The organism is Mesorhizobium sp. M0808, assembly GCF_040320025.1.
In the GTDB taxonomy this organism is placed as follows: domain Bacteria; phylum Pseudomonadota; class Alphaproteobacteria; order Rhizobiales; family Rhizobiaceae; genus Mesorhizobium.
Window position 1 is genome coordinate 1 of record NZ_JAMYOX010000065.1, and the last position, 21,220, is coordinate 21,220.

General features: G+C 62.2%; 35 protein-coding genes and 1 pseudogene. All 36 read left to right on the top strand.

Going from position 1 to position 21,220, the window contains the following annotated elements:
• Window positions 1-102, top strand: a 102-nt coding sequence (locus NKI25_RS33975; protein WP_152536282.1) for an EF-Tu C-terminal domain-related protein, incomplete at its 5' end; no start/stop codon positions are given.
• A gap of 63 nt (window positions 103-165) precedes the next feature.
• Window positions 166-474, top strand: coding sequence for a 30S ribosomal protein S10 (rpsJ, locus tag NKI25_RS33980; protein ID WP_006205468.1), 309 nt, complete (start codon window positions 166-168; stop codon window positions 472-474).
• A 96-nt stretch (window positions 475-570) separates the two neighbouring features.
• Window positions 571-1,299, top strand: a complete 729-nt coding sequence (gene rplC, locus NKI25_RS33985) for a 50S ribosomal protein L3 (protein ID WP_023675141.1) — start codon at window positions 571-573, stop codon at window positions 1,297-1,299.
• Complete coding sequence (rplD, locus tag NKI25_RS33990) at window positions 1,299-1,919, top strand: 50S ribosomal protein L4 (protein WP_023675140.1); 621 nt, start codon at window positions 1,299-1,301, stop codon at window positions 1,917-1,919. Before rplC ends, rplD begins: the two co-directional genes overlap by 1 nt.
• Entirely contained in the window at window positions 1,916-2,209 is a 294-nt protein-coding gene (locus tag NKI25_RS33995) for a 50S ribosomal protein L23 (protein WP_023675139.1), read from the top strand. The genes rplD and NKI25_RS33995 overlap by 4 nt, the downstream gene beginning before the upstream one ends.
• A 22-nt stretch (window positions 2,210-2,231) precedes the next feature.
• Window positions 2,232-3,065 carry a 50S ribosomal protein L2 gene (gene rplB / locus NKI25_RS34000; protein WP_023675138.1) on the top strand — a complete coding sequence of 278 codons (834 nt, stop codon included), beginning with the start codon at window positions 2,232-2,234 and terminating at the stop codon, window positions 3,063-3,065.
• A 16-nt stretch (window positions 3,066-3,081) separates the two neighbouring features.
• On the top strand, window positions 3,082-3,360 hold the full coding sequence (rpsS, locus tag NKI25_RS34005) for a 30S ribosomal protein S19 (protein WP_006205463.1): 279 nt from the start codon (window positions 3,082-3,084) through the stop codon (window positions 3,358-3,360).
• 2 nt (window positions 3,361-3,362) lie between these two features.
• Complete coding sequence (rplV, locus tag NKI25_RS34010) at window positions 3,363-3,752, top strand: 50S ribosomal protein L22 (RefSeq protein WP_006205462.1); 390 nt, start codon at window positions 3,363-3,365, stop codon at window positions 3,750-3,752.
• Complete coding sequence (rpsC, locus tag NKI25_RS34015; RefSeq protein WP_023675137.1) at window positions 3,752-4,477, top strand: 30S ribosomal protein S3; 726 nt, start codon at window positions 3,752-3,754, stop codon at window positions 4,475-4,477. The genes rplV and rpsC overlap by 1 nt, the downstream gene beginning before the upstream one ends.
• A gap of 27 nt (window positions 4,478-4,504) precedes the next feature.
• On the top strand, window positions 4,505-4,918 hold the full coding sequence (rplP, locus tag NKI25_RS34020) for a 50S ribosomal protein L16 (RefSeq protein WP_006205460.1): 414 nt from the start codon (window positions 4,505-4,507) through the stop codon (window positions 4,916-4,918).
• A gap of 13 nt (window positions 4,919-4,931) precedes the next feature.
• Entirely contained in the window at window positions 4,932-5,132 is a 201-nt protein-coding gene (rpmC, locus tag NKI25_RS34025; protein ID WP_006205459.1) for a 50S ribosomal protein L29, read from the top strand.
• 11 nt (window positions 5,133-5,143) lie between these two features.
• Window positions 5,144-5,383, top strand: coding sequence for a 30S ribosomal protein S17 (rpsQ, locus tag NKI25_RS34030; protein WP_023675136.1), 240 nt, complete (start codon window positions 5,144-5,146; stop codon window positions 5,381-5,383).
• 82 nt (window positions 5,384-5,465) lie between these two features.
• On the top strand, window positions 5,466-5,834 hold the full coding sequence (gene rplN, locus NKI25_RS34035; RefSeq protein WP_006205457.1) for a 50S ribosomal protein L14: 369 nt from the start codon (window positions 5,466-5,468) through the stop codon (window positions 5,832-5,834).
• A gap of 12 nt (window positions 5,835-5,846) precedes the next feature.
• Window positions 5,847-6,161 carry a 50S ribosomal protein L24 gene (gene rplX / locus NKI25_RS34040; protein ID WP_254817150.1) on the top strand — a complete coding sequence of 105 codons (315 nt, stop codon included), beginning with the start codon at window positions 5,847-5,849 and terminating at the stop codon, window positions 6,159-6,161.
• Complete coding sequence (gene rplE / locus NKI25_RS34045) at window positions 6,154-6,732, top strand: 50S ribosomal protein L5 (protein ID WP_008875670.1); 579 nt, start codon at window positions 6,154-6,156, stop codon at window positions 6,730-6,732. The genes rplX and rplE overlap by 8 nt, the downstream gene beginning before the upstream one ends.
• 26 nt (window positions 6,733-6,758) lie before the next feature.
• Window positions 6,759-7,064, top strand: coding sequence for a 30S ribosomal protein S14 (rpsN, locus tag NKI25_RS34050; protein ID WP_023675134.1), 306 nt, complete (start codon window positions 6,759-6,761; stop codon window positions 7,062-7,064).
• 12 nt (window positions 7,065-7,076) lie between these two features.
• The gene (gene rpsH / locus NKI25_RS34055) at window positions 7,077-7,475 is read left to right on the top strand and encodes a 30S ribosomal protein S8 (protein ID WP_006205453.1); all 399 of its coding nucleotides are present in this window, start codon (window positions 7,077-7,079) and stop codon (window positions 7,473-7,475) included.
• 89 nt (window positions 7,476-7,564) lie between these two features.
• A complete protein-coding gene (rplF, locus tag NKI25_RS34060) occupies window positions 7,565-8,098 on the top strand; it encodes a 50S ribosomal protein L6 (RefSeq protein ID WP_023675133.1) in 534 nt (177 codons plus the stop codon).
• A gap of 84 nt (window positions 8,099-8,182) precedes the next feature.
• Window positions 8,183-8,542, top strand: a complete 360-nt coding sequence (gene rplR / locus NKI25_RS34065; protein WP_023675132.1) for a 50S ribosomal protein L18 — start codon at window positions 8,183-8,185, stop codon at window positions 8,540-8,542.
• Between the two features lie 155 nt (window positions 8,543-8,697).
• The gene (gene rpsE / locus NKI25_RS34070; protein ID WP_006333394.1) at window positions 8,698-9,261 is read left to right on the top strand and encodes a 30S ribosomal protein S5; all 564 of its coding nucleotides are present in this window, start codon (window positions 8,698-8,700) and stop codon (window positions 9,259-9,261) included.
• A 24-nt stretch (window positions 9,262-9,285) separates the two neighbouring features.
• Window positions 9,286-9,483 (top strand): 50S ribosomal protein L30, encoded by a 198-nt coding sequence (gene rpmD / locus NKI25_RS34075; RefSeq protein ID WP_006205449.1) that lies wholly within the window; start codon window positions 9,286-9,288, stop codon window positions 9,481-9,483.
• A gap of 22 nt (window positions 9,484-9,505) precedes the next feature.
• Window positions 9,506-9,979 (top strand): 50S ribosomal protein L15, encoded by a 474-nt coding sequence (gene rplO / locus NKI25_RS34080; RefSeq protein ID WP_023717522.1) that lies wholly within the window; start codon window positions 9,506-9,508, stop codon window positions 9,977-9,979.
• A gap of 191 nt (window positions 9,980-10,170) precedes the next feature.
• Window positions 10,171-11,511, top strand: coding sequence for a preprotein translocase subunit SecY (gene secY, locus NKI25_RS34085; RefSeq protein WP_023675130.1), 1,341 nt, complete (start codon window positions 10,171-10,173; stop codon window positions 11,509-11,511).
• Complete coding sequence (locus NKI25_RS34090) at window positions 11,508-12,119, top strand: adenylate kinase (RefSeq protein WP_352458551.1); 612 nt, start codon at window positions 11,508-11,510, stop codon at window positions 12,117-12,119. Before secY ends, NKI25_RS34090 begins: the two co-directional genes overlap by 4 nt.
• A 198-nt stretch (window positions 12,120-12,317) precedes the next feature.
• Window positions 12,318-12,686, top strand: coding sequence for a 30S ribosomal protein S13 (rpsM, locus tag NKI25_RS34095; protein ID WP_006205445.1), 369 nt, complete (start codon window positions 12,318-12,320; stop codon window positions 12,684-12,686).
• Between the two features lie 139 nt (window positions 12,687-12,825).
• On the top strand, window positions 12,826-13,215 hold the full coding sequence (gene rpsK / locus NKI25_RS34100) for a 30S ribosomal protein S11 (RefSeq protein WP_006205444.1): 390 nt from the start codon (window positions 12,826-12,828) through the stop codon (window positions 13,213-13,215).
• A gap of 104 nt (window positions 13,216-13,319) precedes the next feature.
• Window positions 13,320-14,330 carry a DNA-directed RNA polymerase subunit alpha gene (locus NKI25_RS34105; RefSeq protein ID WP_023675128.1) on the top strand — a complete coding sequence of 337 codons (1,011 nt, stop codon included), beginning with the start codon at window positions 13,320-13,322 and terminating at the stop codon, window positions 14,328-14,330.
• Window positions 14,331-14,373: 43 nt separating this feature from the next.
• Entirely contained in the window at window positions 14,374-14,805 is a 432-nt protein-coding gene (gene rplQ / locus NKI25_RS34110) for a 50S ribosomal protein L17 (protein WP_023675127.1), read from the top strand.
• A gap of 192 nt (window positions 14,806-14,997) precedes the next feature.
• Complete coding sequence (locus NKI25_RS34115; protein ID WP_352572488.1) at window positions 14,998-16,485, top strand: DegQ family serine endoprotease; 1,488 nt, start codon at window positions 14,998-15,000, stop codon at window positions 16,483-16,485.
• A 43-nt stretch (window positions 16,486-16,528) separates the two neighbouring features.
• Entirely contained in the window at window positions 16,529-17,836 is a 1,308-nt protein-coding gene (locus NKI25_RS34120) for a replication-associated recombination protein A (protein ID WP_352572489.1), read from the top strand.
• 136 nt (window positions 17,837-17,972) lie between these two features.
• A complete protein-coding gene (locus tag NKI25_RS34125; protein WP_023675124.1) occupies window positions 17,973-18,803 on the top strand; it encodes an aspartyl/asparaginyl beta-hydroxylase domain-containing protein in 831 nt (276 codons plus the stop codon).
• 31 nt (window positions 18,804-18,834) lie between these two features.
• Window positions 18,835-19,221, top strand: a complete 387-nt coding sequence (gene crcB, locus NKI25_RS34130) for a fluoride efflux transporter CrcB (RefSeq protein ID WP_352572491.1) — start codon at window positions 18,835-18,837, stop codon at window positions 19,219-19,221.
• A 125-nt stretch (window positions 19,222-19,346) separates the two neighbouring features.
• Window positions 19,347-19,718 (top strand): fluoride efflux transporter CrcB, encoded by a 372-nt coding sequence (gene crcB / locus NKI25_RS34135; protein ID WP_245274632.1) that lies wholly within the window; start codon window positions 19,347-19,349, stop codon window positions 19,716-19,718.
• Window positions 19,715-20,053: a DUF190 domain-containing protein gene (locus NKI25_RS34140; protein ID WP_254817158.1), complete on the top strand. Its 339-nt coding sequence runs from the start codon at window positions 19,715-19,717 to the stop codon at window positions 20,051-20,053. Before crcB (NKI25_RS34135) ends, NKI25_RS34140 begins: the two co-directional genes overlap by 4 nt.
• A gap of 62 nt (window positions 20,054-20,115) precedes the next feature.
• Window positions 20,116-21,096, top strand: a complete 981-nt coding sequence (locus NKI25_RS34145; protein WP_352458558.1) for an RluA family pseudouridine synthase — start codon at window positions 20,116-20,118, stop codon at window positions 21,094-21,096.
• A 5-nt stretch (window positions 21,097-21,101) separates the two neighbouring features.
• A pseudogene (locus NKI25_RS34150) lies at window positions 21,102-21,220 on the top strand (EamA/RhaT family transporter); the annotation flags it as partial.

A 21,220-nucleotide genomic window follows, 5' to 3' on the forward strand; every position in this document is an offset into this window, starting at 1 on the left:
GAGCTGATCGTGCCGATCGCCATGGAAGAGAAGCTGCGCTTCGCCATCCGTGAAGGCGGCCGCACCGTCGGTGCCGGCATCGTCGTCACCATCAAAGAGTAATTTGGCCTTAAACCGATCTGTCGCGGGCGCTGCCCGCGCCGCGCCAGAACAAGGAAGTGACGCATGAACGGACAGAATATCCGCATCCGCCTGAAGGCGTTTGATCACCGGGTGCTCGACGCCTCGACACGGGAAATCGTGTCGACCGCCAAGCGCACCGGCGCCAACGTCCGCGGCCCCATTCCGCTGCCGACGCGGATCGAAAAGTTCACGGTCAACCGGTCGCCTCACGTCGACAAGAAGAGCCGCGAGCAGTTCGAGATGCGCACGCACAAGCGTCTGCTCGACATCGTCGACCCGACCCCGCAGACGGTCGATGCTTTGATGAAGCTCGACCTGGCCGCCGGTGTCGACGTCGAGATCAAGCTCTAAGGAACCAGAGGTCAGCGGGGCGACCCGCAACTCTGAAGGAACAAGAGGCGTGGAGGGGCGACAGCCCCGACAGGGAACTCTAAAGGAATTGAACCGATGCGTTCAGGTGTGATTGCAAAGAAGGTGGGAATGACCCGCATCTACAACGATGCCGGGGAACATGTTCCCGTCACTGTTCTCCAGATGGAGAACTGCCAGGTCGTGGCGCAGCGCACGCAGGAGAAGAACGGCTATACCGCCGTCCAGCTCGGCGTTGGCCTTGCCAAGGTGAAGAACACGTCGAAGGCGATGCGCGGCCATTTCGCGACCGCTTCCGTCGAGCCCAAGGCCAAGGTTGCCGAGTTCCGCGTCTCCGCCGACAACATGATCGACGTTGGCGCCGAGATCACCGTCGAGCACTTCGTCGTCGGCCAGAAGGTCGATGTGACGGGGACCACGATCGGCAAGGGCTTCCAGGGCGTCATCAAGCGGCACCACATGGGTGGCGGCCGCGCGACGCACGGCAACTCGGTGTCGCACCGTACACACGGCTCGACCGGCCAGCGCCAGGATCCGGGCAAGGTGTTCAAGGGCAAGCATATGGCCGGCCACATGGGTGACACCCGCGTCACCACGCAGAATGTCGAGGTCGTCTCGACCGACGCCGATCGCGGCCTGATCCTGATCCGCGGTGCGGTCCCGGGTTCGAAGGGTGCATGGATCCTGGTCCGCGACGCGGCCAAGGTGGCGCTTCCGGCCAATGCGCCGAAGCCCGCCGCGATCCGCGCCGTTGCGACTGACGGTGCCGCCACGAACGAGGCCCCGGCCACAGAGGGAGCGGAATAATGGACCTCAAGATTACAACGCTTGGCGGCAAGGACGCCGGCAAGCTGAAGCTCTCCGAAGAGATTTTTGGCCTTGATCCGCGTGAGGACATCCTGCAGCGCGTCGTGCGCTGGCAGCTTGCCAAGAAGCAGCAGGGCACCCACAAGGCCAAGGGTCGCGCGGAAATCGCCCGCACCGGCGCCAAGATGTACAAGCAGAAGGGTACTGGCCGCGCCCGTCACCATTCGGCTCGCGCTCCGCAGTTCCGCGGCGGCGGCAAGGCCCATGGCCCGGTCGTTCGCAGCCACGAGCACGATCTGCCGAAGAAGGTGCGTGCACTCGGCCTCAAGCATGCCCTGTCGGCCAAGGCCAAGAGCGCGTCGATCATCATCATCGACGAGCTGAAGCTGACCGAGGCCAAGACCAAGGCACTGATCGCGAATTTCGCGACGCTGGGCCTGAGCAACGCCCTGGTGATCGGCGGCGCCGAGCTTGACAAGAATTTCAAGCTGGCGGCGACCAACATCCCGAACATCGACGTGCTGCCCATCCAGGGCATCAACGTCTACGACATTCTGCGCCGCGGCACGCTGGTCCTTTCCAAGGCCGCCGTCGAGGCTCTCGAGGAGCGCTTCAAATGACCGACCTTCGTCATTACGACGTGATCGTCTCGCCGGCGATCACCGAAAAGTCGACCATGGCTTCCGAGCAGAACCAGGTCGTCTTCAATGTCGCCAAGAAGGCGTCGAAGCCGGAAATCAAGGCCGCCGTCGAAGCGCTGTTCGGCGTCAAGGTGATGGCCGTGAACACGCTTGTCCGCAAGGGCAAGATCAAGCGCTTCCGCGGCACGATCGGCCGCCAGAGCGACGTCAAGAAGGCGGTTGTGACGCTGGCCGAAGGCCAGTCGATCGACGTCGCGACGGGTCTCTGAGCAAGGTCGCGAGGACAGAACAATGGCACTGAAAAAATTCAACCCGGTAACGCCGAGCACCCGTCAGCTGGTCATCGTCGACCGCTCGGGCCTCTACAAAGGCAAGCCCGTCAAGGGCCTGACCGAAGGCCTGACCAAGTCGGGCGGCCGCAACAATTACGGCCGCATCACGGCCCGCTTCATCGGCGGCGGTCACAAGCGCACCTACCGTATCATCGACTTCAAGCGCCGCAAGTTCGACGTCGTCGGCACGGTCGAGCGTATCGAGTACGATCCGAACCGCACCGCCTTCATCGCGCTGATCAAGTATGACGATGGCGAGCTGTCCTACATCATCGCCCCGCAGCGTCTGGCTCCCGGCGACAAGATCGTGGCCGGTGAATCGGTCGACGTGAAGCCGGGCAACGCGATGCCGCTGGCTTCGATGCCGGTCGGCACGATCGTCCACAATATCGAGCTGAAGCCCGGCAAGGGCGCTCAGGTCGCCCGTTCGGCCGGCGGTTATGGCCAGCTCGTCGGCCGCGACCAGGGCATGGCGATCCTGCGCCTCAATTCGGGCGAGCAGCGTGTCGTCCACGGCTCCTGCATGGCCACTGTCGGCGCCGTGTCTAACCCGGACCACGGCAACATCAATGACGGCAAGGCAGGCCGCACCGTGTGGCGCGGCAAACGTCCGCACAATCGCGGCGTGACCATGAACCCGGTCGACCATCCACATGGCGGCGGCGAAGGCCGCACCTCGGGTGGCCGCCATCCGGTTTCGCCCTGGGGCAAGCCGACCAAGGGCAAGAAGACGCGGTCCAACAAGGCGACCGACAAGTTCATCCTGCGCTCGCGCCATCAGCGCAAGAGCTAAGAAGAGGTAACGCCAAGTGACTCGTTCGATTTGGAAAGGCCCCTTCATCGACGGCTACCTTCTGAAGAAGGTGGACAAGGTTCGTGAAGGTGGTCGCAATGAGGTGATCAAGATGTGGAGCCGTCGCTCCACCATCCTGCCGCAGTTCGTCGGCTTCACCTTCGGTGTCTACAACGGCCAGAAGCACGTTCCCGTCTCGGTGAACGAGGACATGGTCGGTCACAAGTTCGGTGAATTCGCTCCGACCCGGACCTATTACGGTCACGGCGCGGATAAGAAGGCGAAGAGGAAATAATCATGGGCAAGGCCAAAGCTCCGCGCAGGCTTGCTGACAACGAAGCGCGCGCCGTGTTGCGCACGATCCGTATCAGCCCGCAGAAGCTGAACCTGGTTGCCGCGTTGATCCGCGGCAAGAAGGTCGCGACAGCGCTTTCCGACCTCGAATTCTCGGCCAAGCGGATTTCCGGCACGGTCAAGAAGACGCTGGAATCGGCGATCGCCAACGCGGAAAACAACCACGACCTCGACGTCGATGCGCTGATCGTGGCGGAAGCCTATGTCGGCAAGTCGATCGTCATGAAGCGGTTCCATGCCCGTGGCCGTGGTCGCGCCAGCCGTATCGAGAAGCCGTTCTCGCACCTCACGATCGTCGTTCGTGAAGTCGAAGAAAAAGGGGAGGCCGCATAATGGGCCAGAAAGTCAATCCGATCGGTCTGCGTCTCGGCATCAACCGCACCTGGGATTCGCGCTGGTTCGCGAACACCGGCGAGTACGGCAAGCTGCTGCACGAGGACATCAAGATCCGCAAATATCTTGAGAAGGAACTCAAGCAGGCTGCGATCTCGAAGGTCGTGATCGAGCGTCCGCACAAGAAGTGCCGCGTCACCATCCATGCGGCGCGTCCGGGCCTGATCATCGGCAAGAAGGGCGCCGACATCGAGAAGCTTCGCAAGAAGCTGATGGAGATGACCAAGTCCGAGACGCATCTGAACATCGTCGAAGTGCGCAAGCCGGAGATCGACGCGACCCTGGTCGCCCAGTCGATCGCGCAGCAGCTTGAGCGCCGTATCGCGTTCCGCCGCGCCATGAAGCGCGCCGTGCAGTCGGCGATGCGCCTCGGTGCCGAAGGCATCCGCATCAACTGCGCCGGCCGTCTCGGCGGCGCCGAGATCGCGCGCATGGAATGGTATCGTGAAGGCCGCGTGCCGCTGCATACGCTGCGTGCCGACGTCGACTACGGCACGGCCGAGGCGAATACGGCCTACGGCATCTGCGGCGTCAAGGTCTGGGTGTTCAAGGGCGAAATCCTCGAGCACGACCCGATGGCTTCGGAGCGCCGCGCCACCGAGGGCGATCATGCGCATGGCGGTGGTGGTGAGCGCGAACGCGGTCGCCGTCGCGAAAACGCGTAAGACATTTAGGAATTTGGAGTTAGAACGATGCTGCAGCCAAAGCGCACAAAGTTCCGCAAGCAGTTCAAGGGCCGCATCCACGGTACCGCCAAGGGCGGCACCAACCTGGATTTCGGTGGTTTCGGGCTGAAGGCGCTTGAGCCGAACCGCGTCACCGCGCGTGAGATCGAGGCGGCCCGCCGCGCGATCACCCGCGAGATGAAGCGTGCCGGCCGCGTGTGGATCCGTATCTTCCCGGACGTGCCGGTGACGTCGAAGCCGACCGAAGTCCGTATGGGTAAGGGCAAGGGCGCGGTCGACTACTGGGCGGCACGCGTCAAGCCGGGCCGCATCATGTTCGAGATCGACGGCGTCAACGAGGAAACCGCCCGTGAGGCGCTGCGTCTCGGCGCGGCCAAGCTCTCGGTCAGGACGCGCTTCGTACAGCGCATCGCAGAATAAGGACGGGCTGATCATGAAAGCCGAAGACATCCGGACCAAGACCCAGGACCAGCTGACCGACGACCTGGCCAGCCTGAAGAAGGAGCAGTTCAACCTGCGCTTCCAGAAGGCCACCGGCCAGCTTGAGAAGACCGCGCGCGTGAGGCAGGTCCGCAAGGACATTGCGCGTATCAAGACCATCGCTGCGGAAAAGTCCGCGGCCAAGAAGGCTTAAGGACGAAAACCATGCCAAAGCGCATTCTGCAGGGCACCGTCGTCAGCGACAAGAACGAGAAGACGGTTGTCGTCAAGGTCGAACGGCGCTTCACGCATCCCGTGATGAAGAAGACCGTGCGCATGACCAAGAAGTACAAGGCGCACGACGAGAACAACGCCCACAAGGTCGGCGATCAAGTGTTCATCCAGGAATCGAAGCCGATTTCCAAGGACAAGCGCTGGGTCGTGGTGTCTTCGGACCAGGCCTGATCAGGGCTAACGAAACGAATTTTGGACAGACCGGGGAGGGGTGAGAAACCCGTCCCGTTAGAAAAGAAGAAGGCGGCCAGTCATGATTCAGATGCAAACAAACCTCGACGTCGCGGATAATTCCGGCGCCCGTCGTGTCATGTGCATCAAGGTGCTGGGCGGCTCGAAGCGGAAATACGCTTCCGTGGGCGACATCATCGTGGTGTCGATCAAGGAAGCCATCCCGCGCGGCCGCGTCAAGAAGGGCGATGTGATGAAGGCGGTCGTGGTTCGCACGGCCAAGGACATCCGCCGCCCGGACGGCAGCGTGATCCGTTTCGACAAGAACGCAGCCGTTCTCGTCGACAACAAGAAAGAGCCGATCGGCACGCGTATCTTCGGACCGGTTCCGCGCGAACTCCGCGCCAAGAACCACATGAAGATCATCTCGCTCGCGCCTGAAGTGCTGTAAGGAGCCGGACCAATGCAAAAGATTAGAAAAGGCGACAAGGTCGTCGTGCTGGCCGGCAAGGACAAGGGCCGTTCGGGCGAAGTCCTTTCGGTACAGCCGAAGGATGACACCGCGCTGGTGCGCGGCGTCAACCTGATCCGTCGTCACCAGAAGCAGTCCCAGTCCCAAGAGGGCGGGATCATCACCAAGGAAGCGCCGATCCAGCTGTCGAACATCGCGCTGGCCGACCCCAAGGATGGCAAGCCGACCCGCGTCGGCTTCATCTTCCAGAAGGACGGCAAGAAGGTGCGCGTCGCCAAGCGCTCGGGAGAAGTCATCAATGGCTAAGGCTCAAACCAAGCAGGCAACTGCCCAGAACACGCCGCGCCTCAAGCAGGTCTACAACGAGACCATCCGCAAGGCGCTGCAGGAGCAGTTCGGCTACGAGAACGAGATGCAGGTTCCGCGCATCGACAAGATCGTGCTGAACATGGGCGTCGGCGAGGCGACTGGCGATTCGAAGAAGCCTTCGATCGCGGCGGAAGACCTTGCGATGATCGCCGGCCAGAAGGCCGTTGTCACCCGCGCCCGCAACTCGATCGCCGGCTTCAAGGTCCGCGAGAAGATGCCGATCGGTGCCAAGGTCACGCTGCGCAAGGAACGCATGTACGAGTTCCTCGACCGCCTCGTGAACATCGCACTGCCGCGCGTCCGCGACTTTCGCGGACTTAATCCGAAGAGCTTCGATGGCCGTGGCAACTATGCCATGGGCATCAAGGAACACATCGTGTTTCCGGAGATCAACTACGACAAGGTTGATCAGATCTGGGGCATGGACGTCATCGTTTGTACGACTGCGAAGACGGACGACGAAGCCAGGGCATTGCTCAAGGCCTTCAACTTCCCCTTCCGCCAGTAACGGCAGCGAGAAAAGGAAAATCTGACATGGCAAAGACCAGCTCAGTCGAGAAGAACAACAGGCGCCGCAAGCTTGCGGACCAGTTCGCTGCCAAGCGCAAGGTGCTCAAGGCGATCATCATGGATCAGTCCAAGCCGATGGAAGAGCGCTTCCGCGCCCAGCTGAAGCTTTCGGCGCTGCCGCGCAACTCGGCCAAGACCCGCATCCGCAACCGCTGCGAAGTCACCGGACGTCCGCGTGCCTATTATCGCAAGCTCAAAGTATCGCGTATCGCGCTTCGTGATCTCGGCAATAACGGCCAGATCCCGGGCCTGGTCAAGTCGAGCTGGTAAGGAGGACATAACATGTCATTGAGCGATCCTCTCGGCGATATGCTGACCCGCATCCGCAACGCGTATGGCCGCAAGAAGTCGAGCGTTTCGACGCCGGCCTCGCGCCTGCGTACCCGCGTCCTCGACGTGCTGAAGGCGGAAGGCTATATCCGCGACTACAGCCAGACCGACTTCGACAACGGCAAGTCCGAAATCGAGATCGAGCTGAAGTATTTCGATGGTGCGCCGGTGGTGCGCGAAATCGCTCGGGTCTCGAAGCCCGGCCGCCGCGTCTACGTTTCGGCCAAGTCGATACCGCACGTCGCCAACGGCCTCGGCATCGCCATCCTTTCGACGCCGAAGGGCGTGATGGCCGACCACGAAGCGCGTGAACAGAATGTCGGCGGGGAAATCCTCTGCCAGATCTTCTGATCTGGTATGTGACCCGGTTGGAAACAGGTTTTCGGGATCTAGTCCCGAAAGCCGAGACCTGAAACAAGAGAAGTGACGAGGACAACAAAATGTCTCGTATTGGAAAGAAACCCGTTTCGCTGCCGCAGGGCGTGACCGCGACCGTCAACGGCCAGACCGTGACGGCGAAGGGTCCGAAGGGCGAGCTGAAGTTCGTGGTGAACGACGAAGTGCTGGTCAAGATGGAAGGCAGCGAGATCGCTGTCCAGCCGCGCGACCAGACCAAGACTGCCCGTTCCAAGTGGGGCATGTCACGCACGCAGATCGTCAACATCCTGCAGGGCGTCAAGGACGGCTTCGAAAAGAAGCTCGAGATCACCGGCGTCGGCTATCGTGCCGCCATGCAAGGCAAGAACCTGCAGCTGGCGCTCGGCTTCAGCCATGACGTCGTCTACGAGACGCCGCAGGGCGTGACGATTTCGGTGCCGAAGCCGACGGAAATCACGGTGACCGGCATCGACAAGCAGCAGGTCGGCCAGGTCGCCGCCGAGATCCGCGAGTATCGCAGCCCCGAGCCCTACAAGGGCAAGGGCGTTCGCTATGCTGGCGAGAAGATCGTCCGCAAGGAAGGCAAGAAGAAGTAATTTTAACGCCGCGGGGAGCGGTCGCGGGAGGCTCGTCCTACCGCATATGGTTGCCCCCGTTTTTGAAGGCAAGGAACTGATATCATGGGCTCGAAAGAATCCACCCAACGCCGCGCCCAGCGCGTCCGCCGCCAGATCAAGAAGGTTGCCGGCGATCGTCCGCGCTTGTCGGTCCATCGCACGTCGAAGAACATCTATGTCCAGGTGATCGACGACGCCAAGGGCCACACCATCGCGGCTGCTTCGACGCTCGAGAAGGAGCTCAAGGGCTCGCTCAAGACCGGCGCCGACACCGCGGCTGCAGCTGCCATCGGAAAGCTGATCGCCGAACGCGCCTCGAAGGCCGGCGTCAAGGAAGTCGTCTTCGACCGCGGCGCCTATATCTACCACGGCCGCGTCAAGGCGCTGGCCGAGGCTGCCCGTGAAGGTGGTCTGAGCTTCTAGAGCATGATCCCGAACCGAAGGTCAGCGCAGCAAAAAGTTGCAGACTTTTCGGATAAGATCATGCGAAGGAAAAAAGAGTTTTCGCCCCCGGCGACCCGCAGAGGTGCCGGATATCATCATCAACCGTGCTTCCGGAAAAAAACAAGGAACAGGATATGGCACAGGAACGTAGGGATGGCGGCCGCGGCCGTGATCGCGAAGAGCGCGACGACGGCATGGTCGACAAGCTCGTCCACATCAACCGTGTCGCCAAAGTCGTCAAGGGCGGCCGGCGCTTCGGCTTTGCGGCACTTGTCGTCGTCGGCGACCAGAAGGGCCGCGTCGGCTTCGGCCACGGCAAGGCGCGCGAAGTGCCGGAGGCGATCCGCAAGGCGACCGAATCGGCCAAGCGCGACATGATCTTCGTGCCGCTGCGCTCAGGCCGCACGCTGCACCACGACGTCGAGGGACGCTGGGGCGCGGGACGCGTTCTGCTGCGCGCCGCCAAGCAAGGTACCGGCATCATCGCCGGCGGCCCGATGCGCGCCGTTTTCGAGACGCTCGGCATGCATGACGTGGTCGCCAAGTCGATGGGTTCTTCGAACCCCTACAACATGGTTCGCGCCACTTTCGACGCGCTGAAGAGCCAGATGCATCCGAAGGATGTGGCTGCCGCGCGCGGCATCAAGTATTCGACCCTTCAGGCCCGCCGCGGCACCGCCGTTGCGGCTGAAGAATAGTCGACGCTGACCAGGGATCTGACCATGGCCAAGAAAGCAACCAAGACCATCACCGTCGAGCAGATCGGTTCGCCGATCCGCCGGCCGAAGGAGCAGCGCGCAACGCTGGTCGGCCTCGGCCTCAACAAGATGCACAAGCAGCGCACGCTGGAGGATACGCCCTCGGTGCGCGGCATGATCGCTGCCGTCCAGCATCTCGTCCGCGTCGTGGACGAGGGCTGAGCCAGAGCGCAGGAGAACCCAGATGAAACTCAATGATCTGCGTGACAAGGACGGCGCGACGCACTCCAAGAAGCGTCTCGGCCGTGGCATCGGTTCCGGTTCGGGCAAGACCGCCGGTCGCGGCGTCAAGGGCCAGAAGGCGCGCTCCGGCGTCGCCGTCAACGGCTTCGAGGGTGGCCAGATGCCGCTCTACCGCCGCCTGCCGAAGCGCGGCTTCAACAATATCTTCGCAAAGAGCTTCACCGTCGTGTCGCTGGCCCGCATCCAGGCGGCGCTCGATGCCAAGAAGCTCGACGCTAAGACAGTTGTAACGGCCGAGGCGCTGGTTGCGGCAGGTGTCATCCGTCGCGTCAAGGACGGCGTGCGCATCCTTTCGGACGGCGACATCAAGGCCAAGCTTGCCTTCGACGTGGCCGGAGCCTCCAAGGCCGCGGTCGAGAAGATCGAAAAGGCCGGCGGTTCGGTGAAGCTGCCTGAGAAGGCAGCCGCCGAGTAACGGCAATTTGAAGTACGGCCGGCAAAGGTGGAATTCGGTTTTGCCTGCGGTCGTGCTTTGATCCGACAGATGTGGCGGCCGCATCAACGCGGCCGCTTGCATGTTTGCAGTCCGGAGCTTATCTCGTGAGCTTCGGTGACACGCGCCGCCTGAGCTGCGGGCATCGAGCGTGACCAAGCGGAGAATCAGGCATGGCTTCGGCTGCTGAACAACTGGCCTCGAATCTGAATTTTTCGGCCTTCGCCAAAGCCGAGGATCTGAAGAAGCGCATCTGGTTCACCATCGGTGCGCTGCTCGTCTACCGCCTTGGCACCTATATTCCGCTGCCCGGCATCAATCCCGACGCTTTCGCCCAGGCCTTCTCGTCGCAGAGCAAGGGCGTGCTCGGCATGTTCAACATGTTCGCCGGCGGCGCCGTGCAGCGCATGGCGATCTTTGCCCTCGGCATCATGCCCTATATCTCGGCCTCCATCATCATGCAGCTGATGACCTCGGTCATTCCGTCGCTGGAAGCGCTGAAGAAGGAAGGCGAGCAGGGCCGCAAGATCATCAACCAGTACACGCGCTACGGCACCGTGCTTCTGGCGCTGGTTCAGGCGTACGGCATTTCGGTCGGGCTTGAGGGCGGCAACGGCATCGTCAACGATCCCGGCATGTTCTTCCGCATCTCTACCGTCGTCACGCTGGTCGGCGGCACCATGTTCCTGATGTGGCTTGGCGAGCAGATCACTGCTCGCGGCATCGGCAACGGCATTTCGCTGATCATCTTCTCCGGCATCGTCGCCGGCCTGCCGCGCGCCATCTCCGGCACGCTGGAGCTTGGCCGCACCGGCGCCTTGTCGACCGGCCTGATCCTGGCGATCATCGTGCTGGCCATCATCGTCATCGCGCTGATCGTCTTCTTCGAGCGCGCCCAGCGCCGCCTGCTGATCCAGTATCCCAAGCGCCAGGTCGGCAATCGCATGTTCCAGGGCGATACCTCGCATCTGCCGCTGAAGCTTAACACCTCCGGCGTCATTCCGCCGATCTTCGCCTCGTCGCTGCTGCTGCTTCCGGCAACGGTTGCCGGCTTCTCGCAGACCACCAATATGCCTGCATGGGCCAGCACCATCCTGGCGGCGCTCGGCCACGGCCAGCCGCTCTATATGGCCTTCTACGCGGCGATGATCGTGTTCTTCGCCTTCTTCTATACGGCGATCGTCTTCAATCCGAAGGACACCGCCGACCAGCTCAAGAAGCATTCGGGCTTCATCCCGGGCTATCGTCCGGGCGAGCGCACTGCGGACTATATTGACTATGTGCTCACCCGCATCACCGTCGTCGGCGCCATTTATCTGGTGCTGGTGTGTCTGCTGCCCGAGTTCCTGATTTCAGCGACTGGCGTACCGTTCTACCTTGGTGGCACTTCGCTCCTGATCGTGGTCAGTGTAACGCTCGATACGGTGGCGCAGATTCAGGGTCACCTGATCGCGCACCAGTATGAGGGCCTGATCAAGAAGTCGAAGCTGCGCGGGGGGAAAAAGGCCAGATGAGGTTGATATTGCTTGGACCGCCGGGGGCGGGCAAGGGGACACAAGCACTAAGACTGGTAGAACGACACGGCATCCCACAGCTTTCCACGGGGGACATGCTGCGTGCTGCTGTCCAGGCTGGCACCGAAGTCGGCAAGCGCGCCAAGGCGGTGATGGACGCTGGCGAACTGGTGTCCGACGCTATCGTCAACGCCATCGTGGCCGAGCGCATCGATCAAGCTGATTGCGCAAACGGCTTCATCCTTGACGGGTACCCGCGAACCCTGGTGCAAGCGGACGCCGTTGAGGAAATGCTGTCGGATCGCGGACTGGAGCTCGATGCTGTCATCGAATTTGTCGTCGATGACAAGGCGCTGGTTGGCCGAATCGTCAAGCGCGCCGAAGACGCCAAGGCCGCAGGCCTGCCGGTGCGCAAGGACGACAGCCCAGCGGTGTTCGAGGAACGCTTGAGGGAATATTACAAGAAAACCTCGCCGCTGATCGGCTACTACTACGCCAAGGGCAAGCTCAGGGGCGTCGATGGCATGGCCGACATCGATGCGGTGACGCAGCAGATCGAGGCGGTGCTCAGGGCGACGACCCGGAAAGTTGGCCAGGCGGCCGGCTAGAGAATCGAACGATTGCGCTTGACTGGAGCGGTCCGCTGGGGTATGGCGGCCCGTCTTCCTATCAGGCATGAGGCTTGCTTGTCCGCAAGGGCAAGGCAGGCCGCTTTGAACTGGAAACTCCCGCAAGGGCCGGCCTCCACCGGACGCGGGGCAACTTGAAGCGCCGGCTCGTCCGGCCTATATGGAGAAGAGAAGAACATGGCTCGTATAGCCGGCGTCAATATTCCGACCAACAAGCGCGTCGTCATCGCGCTTCAATACATTCACGGCATTGGCAAGAAGTTCGCCCAGGAGATCGTCGACAAGGTCGGCATCCCGGCCGAGCGTCGCGTCAACCAGCTGACCGACGCGGAAGTGCTGCAGATCCGCGAGACCATCGACCGCGACTATCAGGTCGAGGGCGATCTGCGCCGCGAAGTGTCGATGAACATCAAGCGACTCATGGACCTCGGCTGCTACCGCGGCCTGCGTCACCGCCGCTCGCTGCCGGTTCGCGGTCAGCGCACGCATACCAATGCGCGCACCCGCAAGGGCCCGGCTAAGTCGATTGCCGGAAAGAAGAAGTAATTTAGGGCAGTAAGGGAGTAGGGCAGTAAGGCAATAGGAACGGCAGACATACTGCCCTACTGCCATATTCCCCTACTGCCTTCTCCCTGGTGGAGCCGCTGGCATTACGGCGGTGTAGAGATCAACTGAAAGGACCATCATGGCCAAGGAAGCCGCTCGTGTTCGCCGTCGCGAACGCAAGAACATCTCGTCGGGCGTTGCCCACGTCAATTCGACCTTCAACAACACGATGATCACCATCACCGACGCGCAGGGTAACTCGATTGCCTGGTCGTCGGCCGGAGCCCAGGGCTTCAAGGGATCGCGCAAGTCGACCCCGTTCGCTGCCCAGATGGCCGCAGAAGATGTTGCCAAGAAGGCCCAGGAACATGGCATGCGCATGCTCGAGGTCGAGGTCTGTGGACCCGGCTCCGGTCGTGAATCGGCGCTGCGCGCGCTGCAGGCTGCCGGCTTCACCATCACCTCGATCCGTGATGTGACGCCGATCCCGCACAATGGCTGCCGCCCGCGCAAGAAGCGCCGCGTCTAAAGAATTTACCGAACGCCGCGCGAGCGCCTCAAGGGCGCTCCTCCACGGCATTCCAGGTCGCCCGCCACGATTGGATGGTGGCGGGACAACGGAAGGAAAGCACTATGATCCAGAAAAATTGGCAAGAACTGATCAAGCCGAACAAGATCGAGTTCTCGTCGAAGAAGAAGACGCTGACCACGCTGGTCGCCGAGCCGCTCGAGCGCGGCTTCGGCCTCACCCTCGGCAACGCGCTGCGCCGCGTGCTTCTGTCTTCGCTGCGTGGCGCGGCTGTAACCGCCGTGCAGATCGACGGCGTTCTGCATGAATTCTCGTCCATCGCCGGCGTCCGCGAGGACGTGACCGACATCGTTTTGAACATCAAGGAAATCGCCATCCGCATGGAAGGCGACGGCCCCAAGCGCATGGTCGTCCGCAAGCAGGGACCGGGCGCGGTTCTCGCCGGCGACATCCAGACGGTCGGCGACGTCGAGATCCTCAATCCCGACCACGTCATCTGCACGCTGGACGAAGGCGCTGAAATCCGCATGGAATTCACCGTCGATACCGGCAAGGGCTATGTGCCGGCCGACCGTAACCGCGCCGAGGACGCGCCGATCGGGCTGATCCCCGTCGACAGCCTGTATTCGCCGGTCAAGAAGGTCTCCTACAAGGTCGAGAACACTCGCGAGGGCCAGGTTCTCGACTATGACAAGCTGACCATGACCATCGAGACCGACGGTTCGATTTCGGGCGAGGACGCGGTGGCCTTCGCCGCTCGCATCCTGCAGGACCAGCTCGGCCTGTTCGTCAATTTCGACGAGCCGCAGAAGGAAGTCGCTGCCGAACAGGTTACCGAGCTTGCCTTCAACCCGGCGCTGCTCAAGAAGGTCGACGAGCTCGAGCTTTCGGTGCGTTCGGCCAACTGCCTGAAGAACGACAACATCGTCTATATCGGCGATCTGATCCAGAAGACCGAAGCCGAGATGCTGCGCACCCCGAACTTCGGCCGCAAATCGCTGAACGAGATCAAGGAAGTCCTGGCGGCGATGGGCCTGCATCTCGGCATGGAAGTGCCGGACTGGCCGCCGGAAAACATCGAAGACCTCGCCAAGCGTTACGAAGATCAATATTGAGGCTTGAGAGAGCCTCTTGAACCCGCAATGAAGGAGAAGAGCCATGCGCCACGGATTTAAAGGCCGCCGGTTCGCCCGCAGCATAAGCCATCGCAAGTCGATGTTTGCCAACCTTGCCGTGTCGCTTATCGAGCACGAGCAGATCCTCACCACGCTGCCGAAGGCGAAGGATCTGCGTCCGATCGTCGAGAAGCTGGTGACGCTCGGCAAGCGCGGCGACCTACACGCTCGCCGCCAGGTGATTGCCCAGATCGGCAATGAAGGCGTCGTCAAGCGCCTGTTCGATACCATCGCGCCGCGCTACGCCACCCGCAACGGCGGCTATCTGCGCATCATGAAGGCGGGCTTCCGCCACGGTGACAATGCCGCAATGGCCGTCATCGAATTCGTCGACCGCGACACCTCGGCCAAGGGCGCCGGCGACCGTGCCCGCATCGAGGCCGAAGGCACCGAAGAGGAAGCCGCAGCCGCATAAGGCTCGGTTTTCCTGAGAAGTTCAAAAGGGGCCTCCGGGCCCCTTTTTCTGTTTCCGAAGGTACCGGGCGGGCTGGTAGAGGTTTTGTCACCGGTTTTTGCGGCGACTACCCAAAATAATCGGATTTCAGCGGCTTAGCCTTTCATTTTGCACAATCGTCAGGACAATGGCGCCCGACTTGGAGGATTCGGAATGCGCGTTAAACGGCTGTCCATTGTTCTGATCTGCGCCTTGATGGCGTTGGCCGTCGTGCCGGCGGCCAGGCACGCGCTGGCGGAGGAGGCCAAGCCAGATCCCGGTCTGTCCGACGTGCTGACCGATCTGCTGCATGGCGTCGAAGGCGAAAACGCCACTTCAGGCCCCGACAAGCGCGTGCCGTTCGGCCGCGAGGAGGTGCAGCTGTCCTTCGCGCCGCTGGTCAAGCAGACGGCGCCGGCCGTGGTCAATGTCTACGCCTCGCAGACCGCCAAGGTGACGTCGCCCTTCGACGGCGATCCGTTCTTCGAGGAGTTCTTCGGCCGCTCGCAGCCGCGCGCGCAGTCCTCGCTCGGTTCGGGGGTGCTGGTCGATCCGACCGGCGTCGTGGTCACCAATTTCCACGTCGTCAAGGACGCCGACCAGGTCAAGGTCGCGACTGCCGATGGGCGCGAATTCGACAGCAAGGTACTGCTTAAGGACGAGACGCTCGATCTCGCCGTGCTCAAGATTTCTTCCGACAAGCCGTTTCCGGTGATCGCCATCGGCGATTCCGACGCGCTCGAGGTCGGCGACCTGGTGCTGGCGATCGGCAATCCGTTCGGTGTCGGCCAGACCACCACCAGCGGCATTATTTCGGCGGTGGCGCGCAGCCATATCGGCGTCTCCGATTCCAGCTTCTTCATCCAGACCGACGCCGCCATCAACCCCGGCAATTCCGGTGGCGCGCTGGTCAACATGGGAGGGCAGCTGATCGGCATCAACACGGCGATCTATAGCCGTAGCGGCGGCTCGATCGGCATCGGCTTTGCCATCCCTTCGAACATGGTTCGCGCCTTCGCCGACGCGGCCAAGGCCGGGCTCGACTTCTTCGAGCGGCCGTATGCCGGTGCCGAGTTCGAGGCGGTGACGCCGCAGATTGCCGAATCGCTCGGCATCGACAAACCGACCGGTGCGCTGGTTTCTTCGGTCGAAGAGGCGGGACCCGCCGCCAAGGCAGGGCTCAAGCCGGGCGACGTAGTGCTGTCGCTCAACGGCAAGCCGGTCGAGAGCGTCGGGGCGCTGGACTACCGGATGGCGACGCTGTCGATTGGTACGAATGCCAGCTTCGGCGTTCTGAGCAAGGGTCAGCAGGCGACGATGGACATCGCGCTGGAACGGCCGCCTGAGGGCGCCAAAGCTGCGGAACTCACTTTGCGCGGCCGCAGCCCGTTTTCCGGTGCCAAGGTTGCTGAACTGTCGCCACGGCTTGCCCAACGGCTCGGTCTGCGCACCGATGTCAAAGGCGTCACCGTGGTCGACATCAACCGCGATTCGCCTGCTGCCGATTTTGGCTTCCAGCCAGGCGACATCGTGCGTGAGGTCAATGGCCTGACGATCGACAAGGCGGCGACCTTGGAACAGGTAGCCCAGCAGGATACGCGCTGGTGGCGCTTTACCGTCGAGCGCGGCGGGCAGATACTGCGCCAGGTGTTGCGTTACTGAGCCCGAACGTCAGCATGATCGGGCTCCAGGCAGAAGAAGTTGCATGGCCGATCTGTTCAGTGTCGATGAACCGAAGACGCCGCCCGGCAGGCCGCTGGCGGACCGTCTGCGCCCGAAGAACCTCGGCGAGGTCGTCGGCCAGGAGCATCTGACCGGACCCGACGGCGCGCTGACGCGGCTGATCGGCTCCGGCTCGCTCGGCTCGATGATCTTCTGGGGCCCGCCCGGCACCGGCAAGACCACGGTCGCACGGCTGCTTGCCGGCGAGACAAGCCTCGCCTTCGAACAGATCTCGGCGGTGTTTTCCGGCGTTGCCGACCTGAAGAAAGTGTTCGAGGCAGCGAAGCTGCGCCGCTCCAACGGCCGCCAGACACTGCTGTTCGTCGACGAGATCCATCGCTTCAACCGCGCCCAGCAGGACAGTTTTCTGCCCGTGATGGAAGACGGCACCGTCGTGCTGGTCGGCGCCACCACGGAGAATCCGTCCTTCGAGCTTAACGCCGCGCTGTTGTCGCGCGCGCGTGTGCTGGTCTTTCACTCACTCGGCGAGGACAGTATCGCCAAGCTGCTGGCGCGGGCCGAGGAGGCAGAGGGCAGGGCGCTGCCGCTCGATGAAGACGCGCGGGCGATGCTCATCCGCATGAGCGACGGCGACGGCCGCGCGGCATTGACGCTCGCCGAAGAAGTCTGGCGCGCAGCGAAATCAAAGGAGGTGTTCGGCGCCGAAGCCCTGCAGCGCATCGTCCAGCGCCGCGCGCCGATCTACGACAAGGGACAGGACGGCCACTACAATTTGATCTCCGCCTTGCACAAATCGGTGCGCGGCTCCGACCCCGACGCGGCACTCTACTATCTCGCCCGCATGTTCGACGCCGGCGAAGATCCACTTTATCTCGGGCGCCGGTTGGTGCGCATGGCGATGGAGGATATTGGGCTGGCCGACCCGCAGGCGCTCGTCGTCGCTAACGCCGCCAAGGACGCCTATGACTATCTGGGCTCGCCCGAGGGCGAACTGGCCTTCGCCGAGGCGACCGTCTATCTCGCCACCGCGCCGAAATCCAATGCAGTTTATACCGCGTTCAAGGCCGCCACACAGGCGGCGAAGGAATTCGGTTCGCTGCTGCCGCCCAAGCACATTCTCAATGCGCCGACCAAGCTGATGAAACAGGAAGATTACGGCGCCGGCTATCGCTACGACCACGACGAGCCCGACGCTTTTTCCGGCCAGGACTATTTTCCGGAGAAGATGGGAAGGCAGACATTCTACGACCCGCCAGAGCGCGGCTTCGAGCGCGATATCAGGAAGCGGCTGGATTATTGGGCGAAGCTGCGCAGCGAGCGGGAAAAGTAGCTGCCGACCGCACAGTGGTGTGATCGCCGTTGTCTGGCGGGATAAAAAACCCTATCAAGATGCGCCTTCGGCTGGCGGACAGGCCAGAAACGTACCGACGATATTCAGAACGGAATCGCGCCTGGCGCGTGGAAAAATGACAAAAAAATCTCGCAAGACCCTTCGGAAGTTCGCCATAGCGATCCCGCTGCTGGCGCTCGGCTTCTATTTCATTCCCATCCTGACGACAATTTTCATTGTCCTCGGCCTGGTCGACGTGTTGCGCAATGACAACAAGAACTGGGCGCTGTTCAGTGGTTATTTCCTCGGCAACGGCATCTTCACCTGGCTGCTTTCGCCCTTCAATCTGCTGGTCGATCTTCTGTGCTACAGAAACCGCGGTGTCTGGAAACTGGACCAGTTTCCTCCGGACTATCAGCGTGAGGTCAACGAGGTTCTGGACGTCTTCAAGGCGCGCAAGGACGAGATCATCGCCGATATCGACGCCAATTTCGGCAGCGGCCGGCGCGGCATGTATGTCTACCAGTGGTACGGCAAGCACAAGATCGACAACGTCGCCGAATTCAACAAGGATTTCAAATATATCAAGACCATCGCCGTGTCGGTGTTCAGGGGCAAGGAATCGACCTCCTGGCATTTCGGACCGCTGCGGCTCAGCCTGCGCATTCTCTACAATCTTCTCCCGGTGAAGGCCGAGGTTTTCGTCGAGTGCAACAACGCCAGGAACTACTGGCACGACAATCCGCTCTATATTTTCGACGACACGCTGCTGCACCGCTCGGTCAACGAATATGATGGGCGCCGCTACTGCGTGTTCATGGACATCATCCGGCCATCGCCATTCCCCGGCCTGATCGCCGCTCTTCTCGCCATCGTTTCGGTCAGCGTCGAGCGCATCAATGCCATGTTCTACAAGAACTGGAAGATGATCGGCTCCAGCAAGCCGAAGAAGGCCGGAGCCGCCTGACACCGTGGTGTGACCGGCGCGAGGGAGCACGATGTATCATCTGTTGCTTGTCTGCCTTGGTGGCGCGATCGGTGCAATGGCCCGCTTCTTCCTGTCCGGCTTCGTCGCCCGCCGGGTCGGCGAGACCTTTCCCTGGGGCACTATGGCCGTCAACGTCTCGGGAGCGTTTGCAATCGGTGTCGTTGCGCATGCGGTGGCGCGCGACGGCATGCCCGCCATCTGGGTCTTTACCGTTACCGGCGGCCTCGGCTGCTACACCACGGTTTCTTCCTTCAGCCTGCAGACGCTGGCGCTGGCGCGCGAGGGCGAATGGCGGCGCGCCGGCGGAAATGTGCTGCTTTCGGTTTTTCTGAGCCTCGGCGGCGTGACGCTGGGCTTTGCTGCGGGAAGTCTTCTGATTGGCGGCGGGGCGCCGTGAGCGGCCCGCGGAAGCTCCGCCACGACGGGACGGACACTGCCGCGGCAGGGCATGCGGCGCGCCTCATTGGCCGTCGCAGAACCAACGAAACGGTTCGGCTCTATGCGACCGTAGCCGCAGGCAGCATGATCGGCGGTGTGTTGCGGGCGCTTGCCTCATCGACGAGCACTGCCCTGTGGGGCGCTGGATTTCCCTTCGGCACGCTCCTCGTCAACATTGTTGGCTCGTTCCTCATCGGCTTCTACGCGACATTGACGGGACCGGATGGTCGCGTCTTCGCCGGTCCGCTGCAACGTCAATTCTTCATGGCCGGCTTCTGCGGCGGCCTGACGACCTTCTCCGCTTTCAGCCTTGAAACACTCACCCTCGCGCAAGGCGGGAGGCTTGTGGCGGCGGGACTCAATATCGCGATCTCCGTGGTGGCCTGGCTTGCCGCCGTCTGGCTTGGCCACATCTTTGCAGTTCGGCTCAACCGGCTGAGAGGGTCCAGGCAATGAAGATACCAACACAGGCACAATTGCTGCGCATATTTATCGGCGAAAACGACAAGGCAGATGGCCGTCCGCTGTATGAGGTTATCGTGCTGAGGGCCCGCGAAATGCAGATCGCCGGCGCGACCGTCCTGCGCGGCGCGATGGGGTTCGGCCATTCCAGCCGGCTTCACACCACGAAGATCCTCCGCCTATCGGAGGATCTGCCACTCGTCATCGAGATCGTCGATGACGAGGAAAAATTGGCCGCTTTCCTGCCCGTGCTTGAAACAATCATGACAAGTGGTTTGATTACGCTGGAGAAAGTTCAGGTTCTGCAATATGGAACCGACAACGAATAACCGAGTGAGATTGCGGGTACCGGCGAATGCCGTTGCATGCCTGCAAAACGGCGATTGGAATCATGGCAGGCGTTGAACAGATCACAGTGGACGCCGGCGAGGCGGGCATGCGGCTCGACCGCTGGTTCAAGAGCCATTTCCCCGGTCTCGGTTTCGGTCATCTGCAGAAGCTGCTGCGTTCCGGCCAGATCCGCGTCGACGGCGGCAGGGTGAAGGCCGATACCCGCGTCGAAGCCGGCCAGACGGTGCGAGTGCCGCCGCTCGAAGTCGACAAGAAAGGTGAAAGCCCGCTCACCGGTCATTCGATCCGCAACCAGGGCGACGCCGACGTTTTGGCAAAGATGCTGATCCATGAGGACCCGAAGGTCTTCGTCTTCAACAAGCCGGCCGGCCTGGCGGTCCAGGGCGGCTCTGGCGTCACCCGCAATGTCGACGACATGCTGGAAGCCTGGCGCAACCAGAAGGGCGAGAAGCCGCGTCTGGTGCACCGGCTCGACCGCGACACGTCGGGTGTGCTGGTTGTCGCCCGTACAAGGCTCGCCGCCATGAAGCTCGCCGAAGCGTTCCGGGCGCGTGAGACGAAGAAAACTTACTGGGCGCTGGTCAAGGGCGTGCCGCCGAAGCGCGAGGACAAGATCTCGACCTGGCTGATCAAGGAACCGACGCCCGACGGCGATCGTGTGCGCATCGCCAAGCATGGCGAAAAGGGCGCCGATCACGCCGTGTCCTATTACCGCATCGTCGAGCAGGCGGCGCAGACCCTGTCCTGGCTGGAAATGGAACCCTATACCGGGCGCACCCACCAGCTTCGCGTCCATGCCGCCCATATCGGTTGCCCGATCATCGGCGACCCCAAATATTTCGAGGCCGACACCAATTGGGATTTTCCAGGCGGCATGCAGAACCGGCTGCATCTGCACGCGCGCCGCATCGTCATCCCGCATCCCGACAAGGGCTTTGTCGACGTCACCGCACCGATGCCGCCGCATATGCGCCAGAGCTGGAACCTGCTCGGTTTCGACGACGCGAGCGCGGAGGACTAGCGGCGGTGGGCGTCGCCACAGATACGCTCGACCGCCGTGACGCGGTCGATCTGGCGGCCGCCGCCATCATGGTCGGGCTGACCTTTTCGTGGGGCCTGAACTACGTTGCCGCCAAGATCTCGTA